13 protein-coding genes are annotated in these 18,715 nt (G+C 64.8%); 4 read left to right on the forward strand and 9 right to left on the reverse strand.

Annotated features, from left to right (window positions below; all coding sequences use genetic code 11):
* Positions 1 to 21 precede the first annotated feature (21 nt).
* Positions 22 to 2,586 (reverse strand): EAL domain-containing protein, encoded by a 2,565-nt coding sequence (locus N4264_RS02210; RefSeq protein ID WP_261695447.1) that lies wholly within the window; start codon positions 2,584 to 2,586, stop codon positions 22 to 24.
* A gap of 308 nt (positions 2,587 to 2,894) precedes the next feature.
* Between N4264_RS02210 and hemB the strand changes: the two genes are divergently transcribed.
* Positions 2,895 to 3,884 (forward strand): porphobilinogen synthase, encoded by a 990-nt coding sequence (hemB, locus tag N4264_RS02215; protein ID WP_261695448.1) that lies wholly within the window; start codon positions 2,895 to 2,897, stop codon positions 3,882 to 3,884.
* 45 nt (positions 3,885 to 3,929) lie between these two features.
* On the opposite strand, the gene N4264_RS02220 is transcribed toward hemB, so the two are convergent.
* Entirely contained in the window at positions 3,930 to 5,999 is a 2,070-nt protein-coding gene (locus N4264_RS02220; RefSeq protein WP_261695449.1) for a S9 family peptidase, read from the reverse strand.
* A gap of 150 nt (positions 6,000 to 6,149) precedes the next feature.
* Here N4264_RS02220 and aroE point away from each other — a divergent pair, with 150 nt between their 5' ends.
* From aroE to N4264_RS02235, 3 genes are all read left to right on the forward strand, one after another.
* Positions 6,150 to 6,992, forward strand: a complete 843-nt coding sequence (gene aroE / locus N4264_RS02225; protein WP_261695450.1) for a shikimate dehydrogenase — start codon at positions 6,150 to 6,152, stop codon at positions 6,990 to 6,992.
* A complete protein-coding gene (locus N4264_RS02230) occupies positions 6,989 to 7,291 on the forward strand; it encodes a YkgJ family cysteine cluster protein (RefSeq protein ID WP_261695451.1) in 303 nt (100 codons plus the stop codon). The genes aroE and N4264_RS02230 overlap by 4 nt, the downstream gene beginning before the upstream one ends.
* Before the next feature lie 115 nt (positions 7,292 to 7,406).
* A complete protein-coding gene (locus N4264_RS02235) occupies positions 7,407 to 9,116 on the forward strand; it encodes an AIPR family protein (protein ID WP_261695452.1) in 1,710 nt (569 codons plus the stop codon).
* 115 nt (positions 9,117 to 9,231) lie between these two features.
* On the opposite strand, the gene N4264_RS02240 is transcribed toward N4264_RS02235, so the two are convergent.
* From N4264_RS02240 to N4264_RS02270, 7 genes are all read right to left on the reverse strand, one after another.
* Complete coding sequence (locus tag N4264_RS02240; RefSeq protein ID WP_261695453.1) at positions 9,232 to 11,148, reverse strand: caspase family protein; 1,917 nt, start codon at positions 11,146 to 11,148, stop codon at positions 9,232 to 9,234.
* Positions 11,149 to 11,159: 11 nt separating this feature from the next.
* Positions 11,160 to 14,195, reverse strand: a complete 3,036-nt coding sequence (locus tag N4264_RS02245; RefSeq protein WP_261695454.1) for an autotransporter domain-containing protein — start codon at positions 14,193 to 14,195, stop codon at positions 11,160 to 11,162.
* A 125-nt stretch (positions 14,196 to 14,320) separates the two neighbouring features.
* Positions 14,321 to 15,001, reverse strand: coding sequence for an OmpA family protein (locus tag N4264_RS02250; protein WP_261695455.1), 681 nt, complete (start codon positions 14,999 to 15,001; stop codon positions 14,321 to 14,323).
* Positions 15,002 to 15,382: 381 nt separating this feature from the next.
* A complete protein-coding gene (locus N4264_RS02255) occupies positions 15,383 to 16,042 on the reverse strand; it encodes a hypothetical protein (RefSeq protein WP_261695456.1) in 660 nt (219 codons plus the stop codon).
* Positions 16,035 to 16,634: an RNA polymerase sigma factor gene (locus N4264_RS02260; protein ID WP_261695457.1), complete on the reverse strand. Its 600-nt coding sequence runs from the start codon at positions 16,632 to 16,634 to the stop codon at positions 16,035 to 16,037. The genes N4264_RS02255 and N4264_RS02260 overlap by 8 nt, the downstream gene beginning before the upstream one ends.
* Positions 16,635 to 16,859: 225 nt before the next feature.
* Positions 16,860 to 17,240 (reverse strand): hypothetical protein, encoded by a 381-nt coding sequence (locus N4264_RS02265; RefSeq protein WP_261695458.1) that lies wholly within the window; start codon positions 17,238 to 17,240, stop codon positions 16,860 to 16,862.
* A gap of 2 nt (positions 17,241 to 17,242) precedes the next feature.
* The gene (locus N4264_RS02270; RefSeq protein ID WP_261695459.1) at positions 17,243 to 18,715 is read right to left on the reverse strand and encodes a DUF4384 domain-containing protein; all 1,473 of its coding nucleotides are present in this window, start codon (positions 18,713 to 18,715) and stop codon (positions 17,243 to 17,245) included.

Genomic DNA, 18,715 nt, shown 5'->3' on the forward strand with positions numbered 1-18,715 from the left:
CGGCCGGCGCAGGCCGGGCGGTCAGCCATGCGGGAACAGGGCGGCGAAGTCGACGCTGCGCAGCGGCCGCGGTTCGCCCAGGTAGTTGCCCTGGGCGTAGTCCGCACCGGATACACGCAGCGCTTCGAGTGTCGAGAAACTGTCGACGTGCTCGCCGATGACCTTGAGCTTGAGCGACTGCGCCAGCTGCGTGATCGATCCGACCATCTTGCGATCCAGGTCGCTGCCCGGCATGCCCTGGACGAAGCTGCCCTCGACCTTGACGAAGTCCACCGGCAGGTGGCGCAGGTGGGTGAAGCTGGAAAAGCCGGTGCCGAAATCATCGAGCGCGAAGCGGCAGCCGAGCTTTTTCAGCGCGGCGATGAACTTGCGCGCCACGTGCAGGCTGGTCAGTTCCGACGTCTCGGTGATCTCGAATACCAGTTGCCGCGCCGGAACGCCGGAGGTGCGGATCGCCGCTTCCATCAGCTTGAGCGAGTCCGGATCGGCCAGCGTCATGTTCGACAGGTTGATATGGAAGGCGACCGGCGCCTTCACATCGCGCACGCCGGCCAGGTACCGCAGCAGGCGATTCAATACCCACAGATCCAGCTTGGGCATCATGCCGACGCGTTCGGCCAGCGGCACGAAGACGCCGGGCGAGATCAGCTGCCCGTCCTTGCCGACCATGCGGATCAGGATCTCGAACAGGTACTCCTGGCCCTGGGTGCCCGCGCCGTTCACGCGCCAGCCCTGGCGCTGCACCACGGCCGTCTCGCGCTGCGGCAGGGCGGCGATCGGGACGATCGGCTGCACCAGCAGGATGATGCGTTCCTGCTCCATGGCATGGCGCAGGCGTTCGGTCCAGCCGGCCTCGATCTCGCGTGCGATCCGCGCGTCGTGCTCGCCGACGTAGATTTCGGTCTGGTCACGGCCGCGCTGCTTGGCCGTGCGGCAGGCCAGGCGCGAGTGTTCCACCACGTACTCGGCCGACGGTGTTTCGCGGCTGATCACCGCGACGCCGATCGACGCCGTGATCGGCCGCCGCACGCCGCCGGATTCGTACTGGCACTGGTGCAGCAGCTCGCGGAAGCTGTCGGCCAGCGGAAAAAGATTTTCCAGCTGCACGGCGGACAGCATCAGGGCCAGCCGGTCGCCCTCGATACGAGCGAGCACGTCGTGTTCGCGCAGGCGCTTGCCCAGCACGCTGGCGATCTCCACGAGCAGCTTTTCACTCGCGCTGATACCGGCGGAGTCCACGATCGCCGAGAAGCGGTCGAGGTCGATGTAGAGGATGGCCGAATACCCGCCTGCTTCGCGCCGGCGCTGCAGTTCCTGCGCGACCTGGTGGGTGAAGTGGCGGGCATTGACCAGGCCGGTGAGCTTGTCGTGGGTGAGTTCCCAGCGCAGGCTCTCGGCGCTCTTGCGTTCGGAGATATCGCGGAACACCACGACCGAGCCTTCGCGCCGGTTCTGTATTGCCAGCGGCAGTACCGAACATTCGACGGTCATGCCGCTGCGGTCATGGCGCCAGAAGACGGTCTCGTGGCCCTTGAGCGTCTCGCCGTTGGCGTAGGCCTGGGCCAGGCGCGATTCGCTCGCGTCGATGGCGCTGCCGTCCTCGTCGGCGAAATGGATCGCCTCGTGCGCCGGACGGCCGATCAGGAGCTCTTCCTCCCCATGGCCGAGAAGGCGCAGGGCCGTCGGATTGACGAAGGTGATCACGCCGCGCTGGTCCACGCCGTAAACGCCGTCCCCGACGGAGCCGAGGATGCCATCCAGGCGCTGGCGCTCGGCTTCTACCGACTTCTGCATCTGGATCTGGCGCGAAAGGGTTTTCACGCGCGCAAGGAACAGTTCCTTGGCCTCGTTCTTGAACATGCACTCGATCGCGCCGGCATCCAGGCTCTTGACGATGATGTCTTCGCGATAGGTGCCGGTGATCACCGCGATCACGGGCGCGCCCGGCAGCTGGGCGATGCGGCGGCACAGCTCGTCGCCGTTACCGTCCGGCAGGAAGTAGTCGACGATCGCCAGGTCAAAGGCTTCGTTCTGCGCCAGTTCGCTCGCCTCGGCGAGGGTGCCGGCCGTCAGGACCGAGTAGCCCTGGCGCTCGAGCAGCTGCTGGTAGGCCAGCCGTATACTTTGGGAATCATCCACGAACAGGATGCGGATGCCCTGCGACGGCACCTGGGCCGGAGCCGGTGCGGCCGCGGTCAGGCGGGCGGCTTCCGGTACCAGATGTTGCAGGGCGCCGGGGATCTTGCCGAACTGGGTCCACAGCACGGCGGCGGCGCGGCCGCGTCGCTTGATCCAGGTGGCGACCTCCGGATTGTGCTCATGCACCATCAGCAGCACGGGCAACTGCGCCAGCGCCTCGCTGGCGAGCGTGTCCAGGAGGGCGTTGCTCTCGGCCGTAGGACGTGCAGGCAGGCCGGCGATCAGCACGCCGTATTCCTGCTTCATTTCTTTCGAACGCTGCAGGTGATCGACCGCATCGGGGTACGCGGTCAGCTCGCTGCGGGCAGCGAGGCCAGCGGCGGCGAGAGTACGCTTGAGCAGATGGCTCAGCGTCGTGGAACGTTCGACGACCAGAATGCCGGACAAGGTTAGATTTCCTGCTGGGACCGCGCGCGCAGCGCGAACCTCATGTCCGTGCTGCACCCCCGTGGCGGCCGCGCAATTCGACCAGCTCGGCCAAGGCATTTCAAGTGCGCCAGCCTCGCTATTCCGGCCTTATTCCGATAGCCGGGCCAATCGGTGTGTAGTACGGAAAAGGAATCGGAAAACCGTCAGGTCGCGTGCCCGCGCGGCATGCCGTCGCGGCGGCGGTCCGTCTGCCCCGCGATCCGCTACGCTTGTCGGATGGCCGCGTGACGGCCCGAATCGATCCGTGGATCTCAGGAACTCTGCACATGCCCTATCCCGCCATCCGTCCGCGCCGCATGCGCCGCGATGCCTTTTCCCGAGCGCTGATGCGCGAAACCCGCCTGACCAGTGCCGACCTGATCCTGCCGGTGTTCGTCTGCGAGGGCGACAACACGCGCGAGGCGATTGCGTCGATGCCCGGCGTCGAACGGGTCAGTATCGACCTGCTGCTGGGCCTGGCGCGCCAGGCCCACGACCTGGGGATTCCGGCGCTGGCCCTGTTTCCGGTGACGCCGGCTTCCGCCAAGAGCCTGGATGCGGCCGAGGCCTGGAACCCTGACGGCCTGGCCCAGCGGGCGGTCCGGGCACTCAAGCAGGCTCTACCGGAGCTGGGCGTGATCACCGACGTGGCGCTGGACCCCTTCACCACGCACGGCCAGGACGGTCTGATCGACGAGAGCGGCTATGTGGTCAATGACCAGACGGTAGCCGCCCTGGTGAAGCAGGCGCTGTCGCATGCCCAGGCCGGGGCCGACGTCGTCGCGCCTTCGGACATGATGGACGGACGGGTCGGGGCGATCCGGCAGGCCCTGGAGGCCGCCGGCCACGTCCATACGCGGATCCTCGCCTATTCGGCCAAGTACGCTTCCAGCTTCTACGGCCCGTTCCGTGATGCGGTCGGTTCGGCCGGCAACCTGGGCAAGGGCAACAAGTACACCTACCAGATGGATCCGGCTAACAGCGACGAAGCCTTGCGCGAGGTCGCGCTGGACCTGGAGGAAGGCGCCGACATGGTGATGGTCAAGCCCGGCCTTCCCTACCTGGATATCGTGCGACGCGTGAAAGATCGCTTCGGCGCGCCGACTTTCGTGTATCAGGTCAGCGGCGAGTACGCGATGCTCAAGGCGGCCAGCCAGAACGGCTGGATCAGCGAAGAAGCCTGTGTGCTGGAGGCCCTGACCAGCATCAAGCGCGCCGGCGCGGATGCGATCCTCACCTACTATGCCCTGGATGCGGCGCGCTGGCTCAAGCGCTAATGCGCCAAAAGGAGGCGGTGCAGCGCACCGCCTCCGAAAAGTTACCTACTTCTTTATTTCTTGCTTGTGTGATGCGAGCGCAGCCGCCAGGCCCGGGATGCGATCGGCCCCTTCCGGTACGCTGGTGCTGGAACCGGCGAGGTCTGAGCCGACCGGTTCGGCGCGTCCACCCAGGCATTGCGACAGGAAACCTTCGGCAATCGCATTGAAGGCCTTGCGGTTCTCCGGGCGGTTGAACCCATGGCCTTCGTCCGGGAACAGCACGTACGTCACGGGGATGTTCTTCTGCTTCATGGCCTGCACGATCTGGTCCGCCTCGGCCTGCTTGACGCGCGGATCATTGGCACCCTGGCCGATCAGCAGCGGCTTCTTGATCTGGCCGGCCCGCGTGAGCGGCGAGCGCTCGGTCAGGAGCTTTTTGCCCTCCTCGGTGCGCGGGTCGCCCACGCGCTGGGCGATCTGCTCGAAGAAGCTCGCCCAGTACGGCGGGATCGTGCTGAGCAGGGTATTGAGATTGGACGGTCCGACGATGTCGACGCCGCAGGCGAAGGTATCCGGCGTGAAGGTCAGGCCCACCAGCGTGGCGTAGCCACCGTAGCTGCCGCCCATGATCGCGACCTTGTCCTTCTGGGTGACGCCCGACTTCACTGCCCAGTCGACGGCGTCGAGCAGGTCGTCGTGCATGGTTTTGGCCCACTGCCGGTCGCCGGCGGCGATGAAGTTCTTCCCGAAGCCCGTGGAGGAGCGAAAGTTCACGTTGAGCACCGCATAGCCGCGATTGGCCAGCCACTGGGCCCAGGCGCTGTAGCCATAGCTGTCGCGCGACCACGGGCCGCCATGGACGAAGAGCACCATCGGCACCGGTGAATCGGCCTTGCCGTCCGCATTCGGGTCGGCGGCCCTGGGCAGGCTGAGGTAGCTGACCAGAGTCTTGCCGTCGCGTGCGGTGATTTCCTGTGGCCACATGGGCACCAGGGGCTTGCCTTCCAGCGCGGGGCGCGCAGAGAAGAGCTTGGTCAGCGTCCCCTCGCCGCCCTCCTTGCGGTCATAGCGGTAGTACACGGCCGGCACCTCGGCGGCCGAGTACGCCACGATCCAGGTCTTGTCGTCGAGCGTTCGCGAATTGATGCCGAAGGTGCCCTTGCCCAGCTGTCCGAGGCGGGTGATATCCGCCTTGATCGCCGGGTCGACCACCTGCCATTCCTCGCGCAGGTATTCCACGTTCACGGCCTGCGCAAGGCCGGTCTTCGGGTGGCGCAGCAGGTTGCCGGCGTCGGCGCGCTTGTCCTCCAGCAGCAGGGTCTTCTTGCCGCTGGCGGTATCGATCGCGTAGTACGCCGCGGTGTCGCGGCCGCGCGAATCGAGCATGTACTGGATCTTTCCGTCACTGCTGTAGCCGGCGTGGGACGTGGTCATGCCGTCGGCGAAGGGGATGTCCTCGACCTTTTTCCAGCCCTTGCCGTCGGGCGCCAGGACATCAGTGCCACCATCCTTGCGCGAGCGGGTCGCGCCGCGCACGGTGAAATCGTCGTCGGTGCGGTATTCGGCGATCTCCTGCTCGTTCTTGGCGACCAGCTCGCGCTTGCCGCTGGACAGCTCCACCTTGTAAAGGTCATGCCAGGCCGGATCGCGGTCGTTCATGCTGACCAGGACGTGATCCGGATGGCGCGGGCTCACCGCGTTCACGGCGGCCTTGGTCTTCGGGAAGGGCGAGAGGTCCTTGCTCGCGCCGGTCTTGACGTCGGTGGCGAACAGGTGGAAATCCTCGTCGCCACCGGTATCGCGCACATACAGCAGCGTGTCGCTGCGGTAGCTCCAGAAGTAGTCGCGGATGCCGCGGGCCTTGTCGTCCGTGACTGCGCGGCCCTTGGTCGGATCCTCCGACGGTGCCACCCAGATATTGAGTACGCCATCGCGGGGCGCGACCCAGCTCAGGTACTTCCCGTCCGGGCTCATCTGCACGTTGACGCGCTCGGGATTGCCGAACAAGGCCTCGCGGCTGATCAGCTCGACCGCGTCGCCGGATGCCGGCGCCGCCGCCGGTGCGCTCCAGGCGACCGGGGATGAGAGACTGACGAAAAGGGCCGAATACAGCAGGGTGCGCGCACAACGCATGATCCAACTCCATGGCTCAAAGGAGCGCCCATTCCATCGTGGTGCTGCCGTGCCGAACAGGCCCGATCGTCACTGTGCCGAAAGTGCCGGAGCTCGGCGCGGTCATCGCGACGGCGCGCTAAAATGCGCCCACGCCGCCGGAGAACACCCATGACCGATACCCCGCACCGCCACGCCGTCTTCGGCCATCCGATCGCCCATTCGCTGTCGCCGAAGATCCACGCGGCATTCGGTATGCAGACCGGCATTCCGCTGCGCTACGACGCCATTGATGCACCGCCGGAAACCTTCTCCGACCGGCTGTTCGCCTACCGCCAGTCGGGCGGCGGCGGTGCCAATGTCACCCTTCCCCTCAAGGGACAGGCGTACGGACTGTGCGTCGAACATTCGCCCTACGCGGCGCGCACCGGCGTGGTGAACACCCTGGAACCCCTCGATGGCGGCGGCTGGCGCGGCCATAACACCGACGGTCCCGGTCTGGTCACGGATCTGGCGGAACGCCACCACGTGGACCTGCGCGAGCGCGACGTGCTGCTTCTGGGGGCTGGCGGCGCTGCGCAGGGGGTGGCCTATGCCCTGCTCGATGCCGGCATCCACGCCCTGACCATCACCAACCGGCATCCGGAACGCGCCGACGCCCTCGCCGACCGCATCGGCAAGCCGGGCCGGGTGCATGTGCGGTACTGGAAGGACCTGGCGGTGAGCGGATCCTGGGACCTGGTCATCAACGCCACGGCGGCCGGCGTCCAGGGCGAAGGCATCGACCTGCCGTTTGCCATCCTCGCGCCGCGCGCCGTCTGCTACGACCTCTCCTACGGCAAGAACGCGACCACCTTCCTGGCCTGGGCGCAGGCGGCCGGTGCCGCGCGCTGCATGGACGGCCTGGGCATGCTGGTCGAGCAGGCCGCCGAAGCCTTTGCCATCTGGCACGGCAAGCGGCCCGATACGGTCGAGATCTACGATCAGCTGCGCGGGCGCCCGGTCGCCGCATGAGCCATCTGGTTTTCGACCACGCGCGCGATCGCTACGAATGCCGTAGCGGCTGCGGCGCCTGCTGCATTGCCCTGTCCATTTCATCGCCCATCCCCGGCATGCCCGGGGGCAAGCCGGCCGGCGTGCGTTGCGTACAGCTGAGCGATGACAACCTCTGCCGCATCTTCGGGCAGCCCGAGCGCCCGGAGGTGTGTGGGCGGTTAAGGCCGGAGCCGGTGATGTGTGGCGACAGTCAGGCGCACGCCCTGCGGTGGATATCTGAACTGGAAAACCTTACCGCCCCAGGACATATTACCTAACAGAGAAGGCGGCATTAGGCATTTATGTAGAGGCCTTCGGTCTCCGGCACATGCTCGTTAAGCAATACACTATCGATACCGACCACACCATCGGCGTGGGCAAGGACCAGTGTGCATGAACTTCAACGTTAGCATCGTCGATCAGCAGGTACGTGGCCTGGCGGATCGCCTCCGTACCCAACTAGAAGATGAAATGGGCAAGAAACTCGACGACACCGCCGCACGATCAGCGGCGTTCGTCGTGCTTTGCGTCAAGACCCTGCTGGATCTCACGGACATCGAGGCAATTGAATGTCTGACAGAGGGTGGTAACGACTTCGGAGTCGATGCGATTGAAGTCGGCGATACGATTGAAGGTGAGTTTCTTATTACACTGTTCCAATGCAAGTACAGGCATGCAGACCTGGAAGGAAATAGCAACTTCCCTGAAAACGGCGTTGACAAGGCGGTAAAGGCTGTACGTGCATTGTTCAATCCCCAGGCGCCCGTGAATCTGAATCCTCGCCTGCAAGCTCGAATCGAAGAGGTTCGGTCGTTAATAACGGACGGCATTATTCCTAGAGTTAGGTACCTTCTGTGCAACAACGGGTTGCCTTGGAAACGCCCCGAAGCGCAGAACGTGATCGACAGAGAGAACTTTCCCCCGCAGAGCGTACATTTTGAGCACGTCAATCACGACGTCTTGATTAGCATCCTTCAAGCAACGCAGGCGGTGAAGGACACCATTCAATTTTCGGGAAAGGCGGTAGTTGAAGACTTCAATTTCAGTCGAGTATTTGTCGGGAAAGTCGCGGTGGGCGAGTTGGCCCGGCTGATGGACTCGCATGGAGATCGGCTTCTGGAAAGGAACATCCGACGCTACCTGGGGTTGCAAGGCAATCGGGTGAACGAGGCAATTCGCGACACCTTAACCAGTCCGTCGGAAAGGCCGAACTTCTTTTTCTATAATAATGGCATCACATTGATCTGCAGTCGTTTCGACTACAACGCCCTTCAGAATGAGGATTATAAGGTCCGAGTAGAAGGATTGCAGATCATCAATGGCGGACAGACTTGCAAAACTATCCAGTCCACATTGGCGAATCTCGCCACCAGTACAAAAGGACTGGAGTCAGCCTATGCGCTCGTTCGTCTCTACCAAGTTGGCGGGGAAGACGCTAACAACCTAGTACGAACGATCACCTATGCAACCAATAGCCAGAACCCAGTTGACTTGCGCGACTTGCGTTCCAATGACCCGATTCAGAAGCGGCTAGAGCTATCAATGCGGGACCTTGGGTATGAATACCGTCGCCAGCGAAATGTTGGAAGCGCAAAGCCGACCGAAATTACGACCGGCACTGCAGCGGAAGCGATCCTTTCAGTTTGGCGGCAGCGACCGCAGCAGGCAAAGTTTCGCTCGGGTGAACATTTCGGCAAGCTCTATGAAGAGATTTTTAGTGCTGACCTCAATGGTGCCCAAACGGTCGCGGCCGTACTCATATTTCGAATTGCCGAGAACAAGCGCAAGCGACCGCCTGCGGACGCGCCGGAATTCGTGCGCTATGCCTCATGTTTCGCCGCGATGTTGATGGGAGAGTACCTGCTTGCCGATCTCAACGTCGCATTAGCTCAGCTCGATCACCGCAATTTTGATCGGGCAAGGGAGTACATTGATACGCGCGGTGACGAATATTTCCGTCGTGCCATTGATGAGATCGGCAATGCGTTGAAAAAGCTCTATGGCGATAGCGAGGTAAGCCTACAGCGATTGTCCGCGACTTTCAGGCGTGGTGATCTGTTACAAGAACTGCGTCCGATCTCGCTAGAACGATTGCTCTCCTGACCCCGCGGAACCGACGATTTGTGAAGAGCGAATACCCGGTTGCGTAGACGTGCTGCAGTTCCGCCCAGGCGGGGGTACGAACCTGCGCCCCCGCCTCAGCAGCTGGTGCGGCCGCTCAGCGCACCGACACCAGATTGGCCCGCGGCACGAACACGAAGTCGCCGCCCACGTGACCGGCGAAGCGCAGCTGGCCGTACTGCGGTTCCTGCTGTTCGCCGAAGCCGCGCGCGGCTTCCTCGACCTTCGGCGTGATTTCGCGGTACAGCTCGCGGGCCTCGAAGGGCTTGTCGCTGCGGCGACGCAGCGCGTCGATGAATTCGGCGGCGAAGATCGAGTGGTTGCCGCGACCGCCGTCGAGCACTTCGCGGATATTGCCCGAGCTCATCACCTTGCGGCTGGGGATCTGCGAACGCTTGAGCAGCCAGGCGTCGCGCTCCGCACCGGAGGCCGCTTCAAGTTGCTCGGCGACCGAATGCACGAAGACGCCGGAGTAGCACGAATCCGCAACGACGAGAATCTGCTTGGCGCGCATGACGGACAGCAGGTCCGTCACGTCCGCGGACGAGACGAAGTTGGCGACCGAATCCTTCTCGCCATCGACCGGTACCCAGTAGCCCTGGTGATTGCCGCGATCCCACGTACCATGGCCGGAGTAATAGACCAGCAGGTTGTCCTGCTCGGTGAGCTGGCGGCGCAGCTGGGCCAGTGCGCGGAAGATCTGGCCGCGCGTGGCATCCAGCAGCACCGTCGTCTTGAAGCCGTAGCTGTCGCGCAGCAGGTCCGCCACGGCCTGTGCATCCGAGTGCGGCGTGTTGAGCGCGTCCCAGGCAGAGTAGCGTGCGTTGCCGATGACCAGGGCGTAGTAGTTGCCGAAACCGGCCGGATTGGCCGCCACCGGCGTGCCCGCCGGCAGGAGGCTGTCGTTGGCGATCACGAAAGGCAGGCTGGCGCGCTTGTTGGCGCCGTCGACGACGGCCACCTCGACCGGCGTGGTCTTGCCGGCCAGGGCAAGCTCGGTGCGTACCACGCCCTCCGCATCCGGCTTTAACGCCTTGCCGTTGATGGTGACCTCACGGATACCGGACGGCGACCCCACGCGCACCGCGACGGCCTGTGACTTCGCATCGCCGCGCACGCGGATGGTGACAAGGCCCCGCAGGGCAATCGGCTTGGGATCGAGCAGGACGATCTCCAGGTCCTTGGCGGCGCCGGCGACCGGTGCCGGCTGCTCGACCTGGCGCACGGCCGCATCGGCCTGGGCCAGCTTCGTTTCCGCGGCGCTGAGCTGCGCGGCGCTGCTGTCGAGCGACTTCTGCTTGGCGGCGAGCTCTTCCTCGACACGGCGAGCCCGCTCGGCATCGGCATCCGCTCGCGCCTTGGCCAGCTCCGAGCGCAGTGCCGAAGTCTGCTGCGCCAGGGCGCGCTGCTGCTTCTGTAGTTGCTCCCGCTGCGTGGCGGCCTGGGCGCGCGTCTCGGACAGCTGCTGCTTGAGCGCGGCGATCTCCTCGTCGCGCACGGCCATGTCACTGGCAAAGGCCAGCGGCTGATCGAGCTTGGCAGCGCGCCGGTACAGGTCCAGCGCCTGCGCGGCGGTGCCGCCGGCCACCTTGCCGTGTTCGTACAGCATGGCCAGCGCCGTCAACGCCGGGCCGTAGTTCGAATCTGCGGCGCGCTTGTACCACTGGGCCGCCTTCGCCTCGTCGGCGGGACGGCCCAGGCCCTTCTCGTAGATCTGGCCGACGTAGTACTGCGCCTCGGGGTCACCGTCTTCGGCCGGGGGCAGCCAGACGCGCAAGGCAGTTTCGTAGTTGGCCTGGCTGGCCTGGGTGAAGTAGCCGCCGCGGATGGCGCAGTCGTCCGCGCTGGTGCGGATCGCGCGGCTGCGGCCGGTCGTCGCGTGGGCAGTGCCGATATGCAGCACCGCACCGGGCAGCTCGCAGTCGACGATTTCGTAGCTGTCGAGCCGCCCCGTGGGTGCGGTGGCGCACGCACCCAGGAGCATGAAGACCAGTCCGCAGAATAGACGGCGCATAGTTCACCTGTTTAGAAAGGAATCTTTACGCCGATCATGAAGCTGCGGTTCTTGTAACCGCTGCGACCGACGCTCATGTCGAAGCCGGCAAAGCTGGAAATCGGCTGTGCCTTGACCGAGGTCATCCAGTGCACGGCGAAGCGCAGCATCGCGTAGCGCTTGTCGATTTCCTCCAGCGTGACCGGCACGGCCGTATCGCTGTCGGCGATCAGTCGCGCGATGATTTCATCCTGCTGCTCGTTCTCGCCGAAGAATTCCACCGCGATGCTGGGAATCCACACGCCGGATCGGGTGCTGATCGCCATGTCGGCGGTGGCGCCGGCGCTGACGGTCGAACGGCTCACGTCGGTCGGATCGATGGCGATGGCATTGAGGCAGTCGCCGCGTTCGCGCAGGCCGTCGATCGAGGCGCGCGAATACTCGTAGCGCACGAACGGCGTGAACCGCGTCGCCTTGTTCGCCATGGCATAGCCGGCTTCCACCAGCAGCGCGCGGTGACGGCTCTGCGTGTCGCTGCGCAGATCGATGCCGCAGCCGATGCGTTCGCTGTCGAAATCACTGCGGCCAACATTGAGCGCCGTGTTCACGTACAGCTTTTCGGTCGGCAACCACAGGGCGTAGAGCGAACCGCTGTACCCCTTGGCCGACTGCGAACCGCCGCCGTCGAGGTCCGTGCTTGAGCGCATGCCGCCCAGCGCCGCGCCGGCCACGAAGCCCGGCTTGAAGCGATAGTCCGCGCCGACCGTGATGCCGCGGGTGGTCGCATCGAAACCGTTGCGCTTGCCGGTGCGCGAATCCATCGAGCCCAGGTCCACGGCACCGGCGACGAAGAAGCTCGGGCGGACGCCGGTACCGGCGCCGCCGTCGCTGTCGTCGGCGTCATCCTCATCCTCTTCGGACGACTCGGCATTCACTGGCACAGACAGACCGCCCATGGTCAGCGAGACGTCGCTGGAGAAGCCGTGCCCGGTTTCGTTGCGCAAGGTCCGCAGGCGGTTGCCAATCGTGGTGAGCTGCGTGCGCGGCGCATCCAGGGCCTGGCGCACGATCGGGCCCATCATGTTCTCGGCCGGGTCTGCGATGGCACCGATGGTGCTGCTGACCGGCAGGTTGACGCAGATCGTCGGGCGGCTCGCGATGCAGGCCTTGACCGTGGCGTTGATCGCGGTGGGATTGAGCAGCAGGCTCGCATCCGCCTGGCCGGTCGCATCGGTGGCCACGCTGTCGGTGATCGTCCCCGCATCGGCCGGGGTGAGCGAATAGGCGATGGTGGCGCCGCGGACCGGCGCACCGTTGTCGTCGCTCACGCGCACGCCAACGGGCGTGGCTTCCTGCGGCTTGACGGCGATGACCGGTGTGGTTGCCGTCAGCACCAGACCGCCGGCGCGCGCATCGGGGCCGCGCAGCTCGATGTTGAGGAGGTTGGACGGATTATCGACCGCGAACACACTGACCTGGCGGTTGGTGCTCACGCAGCCCGGGACAAAGGCAATCTGCGCCGTGCCGTTGGCATCCGTGGTCACCTCGCCGCCCAGCGGCGAGTCGGGCTCGGTACACGCCGCTACCTTGGGCGTACCGCCGTCGACCGACCAGCGCAGGCGCGCGCCGCGCACCAGGCCGCCGCGCACGTCGCGTGCGCTCACGCCGATCGTTGCACGCGTCCCCGGCTCGAAGCGCAGGTCGTCGGCGGATGTATTCACGCTCAGCTGGGTGGCAACCGTGCGCACGACGACGTTGACCGGCAGGCTGTCCGTAACCGTGCCAAGGTTGTCGATGGCGCGTGCGACAAAGGAATAGTCGCCCGCCGGCAGTGCCTGCAGGTTCACGCCAAAAGGCGCGGTGGTGGACGAACCGACGGCACGGCTGTTGGCAAAATACTCGACGCGCTCGATGGCGCCATCCGAATCGCGCGCCTCCACGGTGAGCGCGATGTTCGCCGGCTCGGCAAATTCCTGCGCGGCGGCCGGCGAGGTCAGGCGCACGGTCGGCGGCTCGTTGAAGGCAGCCTGGCGGATCGTGACGGTGACCGGCGCTGTCTGCGTGACGGCGCCCACGTTGTCGGTGGCGCGTGCGGCAAATGTGTGGTGCCCCGACGTCGAGCGCGGCCAGGTGGCCTGGAATGGGGCCGTTGTCGCGCGGCCGACCACGTTCCCGTCGACGAGGAACTCGACACTTTGAACGGTTCCGTCCGGATCGTTGGCGGTCGCGGTCATCGGCACGGCGCTGGGCGCGGCAATCACGAAATTGGCTGTCGGCGAATCCAGCGTGACGGTGGGCGGAACGTTGACGGCCTGTGCCGTGATCGGGAAGGTGACGGCAGGCGCTGCGACGGGATTGTTCGTCGCTTCGGTCGTATCGTTGAAAAGCACGGTACGGGTGATGCTGAAACGGAATGACGGCGCGATCTGCACGTTGTAGGTGCCCGCTGCCGTAATGTTGATCGCTGCCGTGACGGGCGTAGGCGGCGGATCGCGTGGCGGGATCGTCCCCGGCGGCAACGCCCAGTTGTACGTGGCAGAAGTGACCTGCACATTGGCGCCCGTCTGCACGTCGCAGCTGGCGCTGGCCGTACCCTGCAAGGGCACCGTGCCAGTGAACGGCGACGGGTTGGTTGCGAGGTTGCACTGCACCGAGACGACGCCGATATGCACGACGTATTCGCCGAACGCGGGGCTGCACGAGTCGATCTGGTCATCGGAGCAGAAGCGGATGATCCGGACGCCCGGCGTCGGGCCAAACGTGATCGGCAGCGAGATATTGCCGCCGGGGCCGGGCGTGAGGGTGGTTCCGTTCGGAAAGCTGTCCGTCTGGTCGGGGCTGCTGACCATGGCGAATCGGACCGCGGTATGGCTGGTCGGAAAGTTGCGTGCACCGAATGAGAACGTCGAACCGGTGCGCGCGACCTGCACCCCGCTGTAGGTCGCCGCTTGCTGCGCCCGGGCGGACGGCATCGTGCACAGGAACGACGCGGCGAGCAGGAGCGAAGCAAGACAACGTCGCGCAGCGGACAACATCCGTGTCCGGCAGGGGTGGGTAAAGGTGTTCATCGAAGCTCCTTGGGACCTCGTCGCCGCGGCGGATCGCTGTGGATACCGCCCACTCTTCCATTTATGGACAAATGGCTAAACGTTCCCGTTGCCGCGACGCCCCTGTTTCGTCGCGGCAGCGGTGTCTAGCCGGTGCTGAACTGCACGCGACGGTTGCGTGCGTCTTCCGGGTTGCTCTGATCCAGCGGGTGGCTTTCGCCCTGGCCGCGGGCGCGCAGGCGTTCGGCCGGAATACCATGCTGGTTGACCAGATACTGCTTGACCGTCTGCGCGCGCCGCAGTGACAACGCGGCGTTATACGGCTCTGGTCCGGTCGAGTCGGTGTGACCGTCGATCACGACCACCGTTCCGCCGTCCAGCAACTTCAAACCCTCGGCAATGCTGTCCAGCTGTGCCAATGCCTTGGGTTGCAAGTCCGCCGAGTTGAGCGCGAACGCGACGGCCACGTCCATCGAGCCGCCTTCCTGGGCGGGTTCTTCCTCGACGACGGCCGTTGCAGGTGCAGCCTTGGGTGCCGCCTTCGGCGTGGCTGCCGCAACGGCACGTGGTGCGGCCGCTTCCGGCGCGCTGGCAGTGCCGCTGGGGCCGTCGACCAGACCGACTGGCGCGGGCGCGTCGCCGGCAGGATCGAACGAGATGCCGCGCTTCTTCATCTGCGGCTGGAACTTGGCGCCGCCCAATGCCTTGGCGACATCGATCGGGCGCGGAACTTCATTTTCACCCACGTAGCGGGGCGGTTCGGCGCTGACGCCGGCAGAGGCCGCGGCAAGGCCCACGGTGATGGCGAGTGCGAGCAGAGATTTCACGATTTCCTCCTTTTGGGCTTGGACTCGCTCTGTATCTCGTCGTCGCGCCGAAGGGTTCAACCCAATTGGTCGAGGCCCGGTGGCGCTGGCTGGCACGTGCGAAAACGAGAACGGGTCCGCCTGTCGCCGATCGACACCGTCACGGTTCTGAACGGAACGCGCGAGCAGGACGACAGGCGACATTCCCCAGAACGTCTGCCCGGTACGGAACCGAACGTTGTCGTATCCACAATGCGGGAAAATGGAATTACACAGGTACAACCGCGTCGGACGCCTGGCCGAGGAGGGACGGCAGGAGGTGGCGTATGGGTGCGACGGTCGTGCCCGCCAAATGAACGAGGCCCTCCCCCCGGAAGGCCGCGTCACGCATAGCGTAGCAGATCAGCCTGGCGGCGGAACTGCCGTGACCGGTGTCACGTCCTTGACGACGCGACTCGTGCGTAGCTCATCGGCCGCGGCGATTGCGCGCTGTCGGGCCACGGCGAGGTAGTACTCACCGCCCTCGCCCGGGCCACCCACGACCCACCCGCCGGTGCCGGCGACCAGGACGCGGATCTCCCCTTCGGTAGCGGACGGATCGAACACGATACGCAGGAAGGCCGAGTCGGCCGTAATGCGGGCGCCATCGGCGACCGACGCCACCGGGCCGGCACCGCGGTAGAGCACGGGCGGTCTGGAAGGTGCTTGCAGCAGCAGTGTCGACTGTACCGCTACCACGAGCAGGGCCACGGCGAAGGCCGGGCGCAGCCAGTTGTCCAGGCGCAGCCAGCTCCAGCGGGACTGCGTATCGGCGGCGCGCCGCGCCGGCTTGCCGGCCGGGGCCGTTTCACGGCGAATGCGTTCGAGCGTCTTCTGCAGGGCGATGTCTTCGGGCGCATTCGCCGCCGTGCGGCGCTGCTCGCTGGCGACATGACGCCAGAAATCCAGGGCGCTTTGTTCTTCCGGATGCTCCGAGAGGTAGCGTTCCACGCTGGCCCGCTCGGCGTCGCTCAACGTCCCGTTGATGTACCACGGAAGCAGCGACTGGATGTGGTCACGCATGGCTGGTCACTCCTTGCGCCACGTCGCTATCTTCTCGTCGCAATAGCAGCCGCAGGCAGTTCTGAATACTCTTACGCGCATGGAAAAGCCGCGTCTTGACGGTGTTTTCCGGGCATCCCTGCAGCGTGGCGACCTCGCCGAGGGCCAATCCCTCGTAGAACACCAGGTGCATGCATTCGCGGTGCTTGGCGGACAGCTTCTCCATGCAGGTGCGAACGCCGGTTTCACGCTGCTCGTTGGCGATCCGCTCGAAGGCCGATTCCGCCTCGCAGCTGATCGTTTCCTCGACCTCCGGTGTGAGCGATTCCATTTCGTGGGCATTGGCACGCAGCCGGTTCAAAATGCGATAGCGTGCGATGCCGAGTACCCACGTGGACAGTTTCGACGTACCGTTGAAACGTCCCGGGTTCTTCCACACCTCGAACATCGTGTCGGCGACGACCTCCTCAGCCGCCTCCGGGCTGTGCAGGTGTCTCATCGCGAAAGCGAAGATCCGGCGTCCCAGGGCCCGATGCAGGGTTGCAAACGCATCCTGGTCACCCAAGCCGACACGCTTGAGCAAGTACAAGGCTGTCGTATTGTCGAGGTCCATGACACGCTCCGACCGAATAAGCGGCTGATATTAGCGCTGACGGTCGGGAATGCCCAAGCGACAAAATCCTGTGAACGACTAATCCAAACAATTCGCGACACGTCTGCAAGGCGATTCATACAAAGTGCGTGCCGTGCTTGACTTGTCACCAATCCCTTGTTCTTGCGTGTGGATTCGTGCGGCGGCGGGTCAATCCAAACCCGTCGCCGCGGGTACTGCGATGCGCTATTGAATCAGGCACGTCGCGTTGCGAAGGTCATACAGGCGCATGGGTTGCTTCTGCGGATCGGTGAGCTCGACCGAGCGATACGCTTCGGCCGAGGCCGGATCGACTTCGCGTTCGACGATGAGCTTGCCTTCCTGCCAGCAGCGCAGTTTCTGCTGCTTGTGCGCCTGCTTGCGCGAGATCCGGTCGATCTCGTCAAGCTCGCCGAGATCCTGCGGTGCGGGCTGCATGTCGGTGGCGGTCGGGGCTGGCGCCGGCGCTGTAGCGGTTGTCTCGACCGCGGCCATTGCCGTCATGCCGATCGATCCGCCGATGAGCAGTGCCACCAGGGCCAGTCCGTGCCGCAGGCATCGCCGGCTGTGGGGGAGAGCGTGCGTCATGATCAGTTCTCGCGCTTCTCGGCGACCAGGGACTTGCCGGTGCCTTTGAATTCAATCGTGGTGGAAACGAAATCCGGCGCGACCGTGGCGAACACCTTGCGCACGCTGGCCAGGTTAGGCACCGCGGTGATCGGCGTCAGGTCTGCGCCACCGAGCGAACTGCCGAGGTTGCGGTCGACGTTCTTCTGGCTGGCGAAACACTGCAGCGACTGGGGCGTGGATGTATGTGCCTTGATCTCGAACTGCCCCGGCGGCGGCAGTGCAATGGCCTGGCCGGCAGCGATGCGGGACTGCTTCTGCCAGCGATTGGGATAGACACGGGCGACGGTGCCAGCCTCGTCCTGCAGGAAGCAGTAGACATTGGAATCAAGACTGGCGGCAACCTGGAAGCCGACCACATCCGGCTTGGACGGGTTGGGTGGAGCCAGGTTCAGGGAAAGTTTCCATTGTGGATGACGGGCCTCCTCGATCTTGGCCAGAATCTGGTTCTGATCCGCGTCGAAATGGGCGCGCATCAGCTCCAGCGAGAACGAGCCGGTGTAGGTCAGGCCCAGCGCCTGGAAGTATTCGCGCAGCGCGGTCTTGAAGGCTTCCGGATCAGTCGGCTTGCCGTCGTCGGCCAGCAGCCCCATGGCTGTCAGGTGACGAATGTAGAAGGCAAGCTTCTCGCCGCCCGTCATGCTTTCGTTCCAGTCTTCGATCTCGGCGGCGACGTCGGCCTGTGTCGAGGGCACGCCCAGGCACTTCCAGTAAGGCACTTTGTTGAGCTTGCCCATCAGCTCGATGGCGGAGAGCTCGACCAGATTGCGTACGGCGACTGTCTTGCCGTCGGATTTGGAAAAGCTCGTCATGTAGTTGATGCCGAGCTTGGAAACAGCGGCTTCGCCGTCCACGCCCGTTCCTTCCTGCAGGATGGCGGCGCTATTGCGCGCGTTGACGCCCGGAACGATCGAGAAATCCTGCGAGCGGACGACTGTCAGGTCGAGCGCGAGCATGTTGATCGAGGTGCTCTTGGAGCCGCCGAAACCGAGGAAGTTCTTGCTGGCGATGCCCAGCGTCACGCCGGCGTCCGCCGTCTTCTTGGCGATGTTGTCGTCGAACTGCGTGATCGAGCCGCGCACGGTGTAGGTCGGAATCAACTCGGGCTGGAACGCGGCCAGCGAATTGGACTGGACCATGTACGAGCTCAGGTTCTTCATGTCCTCACCAAAGGCCATGGTGCGGATGGCGCGACTGCGCCGCGTCATCTGCGACATGGCCGAGATGAACATTTCCGTCGTGCCCGCGGGCACCTTCTGCGTCTTGTCGTTCAAGTCCTCCACCAGGATGGAGGCCTGAGCGCCATAGGTGGCCAGCAGGCCATCCATGCAGCGCAGTGGTTCGTCGAAGCTGGTCACCACCCGGTTGACCGGCAGCGTGGTTTCCTTGGTCCGCTGCTTGTACTCATCGACGACTGCGGTACGCGTATCGGCCAT

The organism is Tahibacter amnicola (assembly GCF_025398735.1).
GTDB lineage: Bacteria > Pseudomonadota > Gammaproteobacteria > Xanthomonadales > Rhodanobacteraceae > Tahibacter > Tahibacter amnicola.

What these genes read in the sequence shown, in the direction of transcription:
- hemB (WP_261695448.1), top strand. Translation starts at nt 2,895, where the DNA reads ATGCCCTATCCCGCCATCCGTCCGCGCCGCATGCGCCGCGATGCCTTT.
- N4264_RS02220 (WP_261695449.1), bottom strand. Translation starts at nt 5,999, where the DNA reads ATGCGTTGTGCGCGCACCCTGCTGTATTCGGCCCTTTTCGTCAGTCTC.
- aroE (WP_261695450.1), top strand. Translation starts at nt 6,150, where the DNA reads ATGACCGATACCCCGCACCGCCACGCCGTCTTCGGCCATCCGATCGCC.
- N4264_RS02230 (WP_261695451.1), top strand. Translation starts at nt 6,989, where the DNA reads ATGAGCCATCTGGTTTTCGACCACGCGCGCGATCGCTACGAATGCCGT.
- N4264_RS02235 (WP_261695452.1), top strand. Translation starts at nt 7,407, where the DNA reads ATGAACTTCAACGTTAGCATCGTCGATCAGCAGGTACGTGGCCTGGCG.
- N4264_RS02240 (WP_261695453.1), bottom strand. Translation starts at nt 11,148, where the DNA reads ATGCGCCGTCTATTCTGCGGACTGGTCTTCATGCTCCTGGGTGCGTGC.
- N4264_RS02245 (WP_261695454.1), bottom strand. Translation starts at nt 14,195, where the DNA reads ATGAACACCTTTACCCACCCCTGCCGGACACGGATGTTGTCCGCTGCG.
- N4264_RS02255 (WP_261695456.1), bottom strand. Translation starts at nt 16,042, where the DNA reads ATGCGTGACCACATCCAGTCGCTGCTTCCGTGGTACATCAACGGGACG.
- N4264_RS02260 (WP_261695457.1), bottom strand. Translation starts at nt 16,634, where the DNA reads ATGGACCTCGACAATACGACAGCCTTGTACTTGCTCAAGCGTGTCGGC.
- N4264_RS02265 (WP_261695458.1), bottom strand. Translation starts at nt 17,240, where the DNA reads ATGACGCACGCTCTCCCCCACAGCCGGCGATGCCTGCGGCACGGACTG.
- N4264_RS02270 (WP_261695459.1), bottom strand. Translation starts at nt 18,715, where the DNA reads ATGGCCGATACGCGTACCGCAGTCGTCGATGAGTACAAGCAGCGGACC.